The organism is Polaromonas sp. P3_C2 (genome assembly GCF_056402675.1).
In genome coordinates, this window is the sequence record NZ_JBFUGX010000358.1 from 1 (window position 1) to 4,290 (window position 4,290).

Below are 4,290 nucleotides of genomic sequence, written 5' to 3' on the forward strand. Positions count from 1 at the left end.
GTCGGGGTCGGCGCCCACGCCATTGACCACCCGCCCGCTGTTTTGCAAACGCACCGTGACTTCTCCCTGGCTTTCTGTTGATCCGCTGATGGCGTTCACAGAGTAAAGCACCATCTCCGCACCGCTTTTGACGTGTGACTCGATGGCTTTGAGGGAGGCATCAACAGGGCCGTTGCCGTCGGATTCGCCTTTGACTTCCTTGCCGGCCACAGTGAACACGACGCTGGCCTGAGGGCGTTCGCCGGTTTCGCTGTGTTGCGACAGGGAMACAAAGCCGTACTGTTCGTTGTCATGCGAAGCGCTTTCATCGCTCGCCAACGCCAGGATGTCCTCGTCAAAGATCTCGCTCTTGCGGTCCGCGAGTTCCTTGAACTTGGCGAAGGCGTTGTTGATGTCCGCTTCGCTTTCCATGGCGACACCGAGCTCCAGCAGACGCTGCTTGAACGCATTGCGCCCGCTCAGCTTGCCCAGCACKATCTTGTTGGCGCTCCACCCCACGTCTTCGGCGCGCATGATTTCATAGGTGTCGCGCGCCTTGAGCACACCGTCCTGGTGAATGCCGGAGGCATGCGCAAACGCATTGGCGCCGACCACGGCCTTATTCGGTTGCACCACAAAACCGGTGGTCTGGCTCACCATGCGGCTGGCCGCCAGAATGTGCTGCGTGTCGATTCCAAGTTCGAGGCCGAAGTAGTCCTTGCGGGTTTTGACCGCCATCACCACCTCTTCAAGCGAGCAGTTGCCGGCACGCTCGCCCAGCCCGTTGATGGTGCATTCCACCTGCCGCGCGCCGCCAATCTTCACACCGGCCAGAGAGTTGGCCACGGCCATCCCCAGGTCGTTGTGGYAGTGCACGGACCAGACAGCCTTGTCGCTGTTGGGGATACGCTCGCGCAGGTTCTTGATGAAGTTGCCGTAGAGCTCGGGGATGGCGTAGCCTACCGTGTCGGGCACGTTGATGGTGGTCGCGCCTTCCTTGATCACGGCCTCCAGCACACGGCACAGGAAATCCGGGTCGGAGCGATAACCGTCTTCAGGGCTGAACTCGATATCGCCCATCAGATTTTTGGCAAAACGCACGGAGAGCTTGGCCTGCTCGAACACCTGATCGGGTGTCATGCGCAGTTTCTTTTCCATGTGCAGGGCGCTGGTTGCAAGGAACAGATGCAGACGCCCCGATGCCGCAGGTTTCAAGGCTTCTGCAGCGCGGGAGATATCCCTGTCGTTGGCACGCGCCAGCGAGCAGATGGTGGAGTCCCTCACCACCTCCGCAATAGCCTTCACGCATTCGAAATCGCCATTGGAGCTGGCAGCAAACCCGGCTTCGATCACATCGACCTTCAGGCGCTCCAGCTGGCGGGCAATCCGCAGCTTTTCGTCCTTGGTCATGGAGGCGCCGGGCGATTGCTCGCCGTCGCGCAAGGTAGTGTCAAAAATAATGAGTTTGTCGGTCATGGTGGGATTCCTGATGCGTTGGGCGCTCTGTGTTTTGAGGTATCTGAAGCGGTTAACCCGTAATGGTAGCAACGCCTGCAGGCTGGCTGGCCTTGCTGCGCTGCAGGCCCGAGACTATGGCCTTGAGCGATGCGGAGATGATGTTGCCATCCATACCGACGCCGAACAGCGTCTGGTCGTTGATCCGCAGTTCCAAGTAGGCCACGGCCTGCGCGCTCGCCCCGGCTCCGATGGCATGCTCGTGATAGTCCAGCACGCGAACGGAGTGGCCTGTCGCTGCGGCCAGGCCACCCACGAAAGCATCGATGGGGCCCGTCCCGGTGCCTTCAACGGCGTGATGGCGGCCCGCAAACTCGACCTCGGCTTTAATGTGGAAGGACTCGCCACCGGTCTTTCCGGTTTCTTCAATCACCAGGCGCTGGGGTGCGGCGATGGTCTGCACGCCATATTCCTTTTCAAACAGCGCAAAGATGTCTTTGCCGGTCAACTCCTTGCCGGTCGCATCCATCACCGATTGCACCACCTGGCTGAACTCGATCTGCAATCGGCGCGGGAGCTCGAGGCCGAACTCGCTTTCCAGCAAGTAGGCGATGCCACCCTTGCCGGACTGGCTGTTGACGCGGATCACGGCTTCATAGCTGCGGCCCAGGTCCTTAGGATCGATGGGCAAATAAGGCATGTCCCACACGTCGCCTTCTTTGCGCGCAGCGAAAGCCTTCTTGATGGCGTCCTGGTGCGAGCCGGAGAACGAGGTGTAGACCAGGTCGCCTGCATAAGGATGGCGGGGATGCACGGGCAGCTGGTTGCAATGCTCCACCGTGCGGCGAATTTCGTCGATTTCCGAGAAGTCCAGCCCAGGCGACACGCCTTGCGTGTAGAGATTGAGCGCGATGTTCACCAGGTCCACATTGCCGGTGCGCTCGCCGTTGCCGAAGAGGCAGCCTTCAATGCGGTCGGCGCCAGCCATCAAGGCCAACTCGCCGGCCGCAGTGCCCGTACCGCGGTCATTGTGGGGATGAACCGAGATCACGATGGCGTCGCGCCTGGCCAGGTGGCGGTGCATCCACTCCATCATGTCGGCAAAAATATTCGGCGTGGAATGCTCCACAGTGGACGGCAGGTTGATGATGCATTTTCGCTTGGGCGTCGGCTGCCAGACCTCGGTCACGGCATCAACCACGCGCTTGGAAAACGCGAGCTCAGTGCCCGACCACATCTCGGGTGAGTACTGGAACGTCCATTGCGTTTCAGGCTGTGCCGCTGCCAGTTGCTGGAAGAGCCGCGCATTGTCGGTCGCGAGCTGGACAATCTCGTCCTCATTCATGCCCAGCACCACGCGGCGCATAACCGGGGCGGTGGCGTTGTAGAGGTGGACGATGGCTTTTTTGGCGCCCTTGAGCGATTCGAAAGTGCGACGGATCAGCGGCTCGCGCGCCTGCGTCAACACCTGGATGGTGACGTCGTCGGGAATCAGATTGCCGTCGATGAGCTGGCGGAGAAAGTCGAATTCAATCTGGGACGCGGACGGAAAGCCCACCTCGATTTCCTTGAAGCCGATTTTCACCAGGGTGTGGAACATCCTCAGTTTGCGAGGAATATCCATGGGCTCGATCAACGCCTGGTTGCCATCCCGCAGGTCCACGCTGCACCAGATGGGCGCTTGCGTCAGCACGGCATCGGGCCATGTGCGGTCGGCCAGTCGGACTGGCGCGAAGGATTGGTATTTGCTGGAAGGTGTTTTCAACATGGTCATTTCGTCAACCCCAAAGATTACAAAAAAACCAGCAACCCAAAGAAAAACGGCCCGTTGCTGGTGCAAACGGGCCGTTGAATCAGGTGTACGCGTGCGCTACCGTCTCCGCCCGTTGGCAGATAGCAGTAGTGCTAGCGAAATTTGTTTCATCTGCTCAATGTACCACAATTATTTGTGAAGGCCGCGCTCGTCGGGTTCGTCGGTGGACGTCGAGATCACGCTGGTCTGCTGGCCCTTGGCCTTGCGCCAGCCGTATAGCACATAGCCCGAAAAACCGTACAGCACAAACAGGCCGAACATCACGGTCGGTGGATGAATATTGATAACGGCGATCCCAAGTGCAATCAACACAATGGCGGCGAAAGGCACGCTGCGCTTCATCTGCACGTCCTTGAAGCTGTAGAACGGCACATTTGTGACCATCGTGAGGCCCGCATAGAGCGTGAGGCCGAAGGTCACCCAGCGCACTTCCAGCCCACTGACTCCCGCATCGGTCATCAGCCAGATAAAGCCGGCCACCAATGCCGCCGCGGCGGGCGACGGCAGACCCTGGAAGAAGCGCTTGTCGACCACGGCCGTGTTCACATTGAAGCGAGCCAGGCGCAGCGCAGCGCAGGCGCAATACACAAAAGCGCCTATCCAACCCCACCGCCCCAGGCTGGTCAAGGCCCAGACGTAGGCGATCAACGCCGGTGCGGCGCCGAAAGACACCATGTCCGAGAGCGAATCCATCTGCTCGCCGAAAGCGCTTTGCGTGTTGGTCATCCGGGCGACGCGGCCGTCCAGGCTGTCGAGAATCATGGCGCAAAACACACCAATGGCGGCTTGGTCGAAGCGCCCGTTCATGGCCATGACGATGGCGTAAAAGCCGCCAAACAGGGCGGCCAGCGTGAATAAATTGGGCAATATGTAAATGCCCTTGCGTCGCTTGCGTATCACCACCGCTTCGGTAGGGAACGCCGAATCTTCACCATCATGCATAAAAACACTCCTGAGGCACAACTGGTGCGCGCAAACAGCTATCAAATTCATAGCACCTGTAGATGCCATCCAGAAGCCGGGCCTCCTTGAAGGAATAAGCC

Annotated in this window: 3 protein-coding genes; all 3 read right to left on the minus strand. The window is 59.6% G+C overall.

The window, feature by feature from the left end; genetic code table 11:
* On the minus strand, positions 1 to 1,455 hold a 1,455-nt coding region (locus AC1DWI_RS14955), incomplete at its 3' end, for a 2-isopropylmalate synthase (protein ID WP_477725116.1).
* Between the two features lie 52 nt (positions 1,456 to 1,507).
* Positions 1,508 to 3,202 carry a 2-isopropylmalate synthase gene (leuA, locus tag AC1DWI_RS14960; protein WP_477670844.1) on the minus strand — a complete coding sequence of 565 codons (1,695 nt, stop codon included), beginning with the start codon at positions 3,200 to 3,202 and terminating at the stop codon, positions 1,508 to 1,510.
* 174 nt (positions 3,203 to 3,376) lie between these two features.
* Positions 3,377 to 4,189 (minus strand): CDP-diacylglycerol--serine O-phosphatidyltransferase, encoded by an 813-nt coding sequence (gene pssA, locus AC1DWI_RS14965; RefSeq protein WP_457278605.1) that lies wholly within the window; start codon positions 4,187 to 4,189, stop codon positions 3,377 to 3,379.
* Between the last annotated feature and the right edge of the window lie 101 nt (positions 4,190 to 4,290).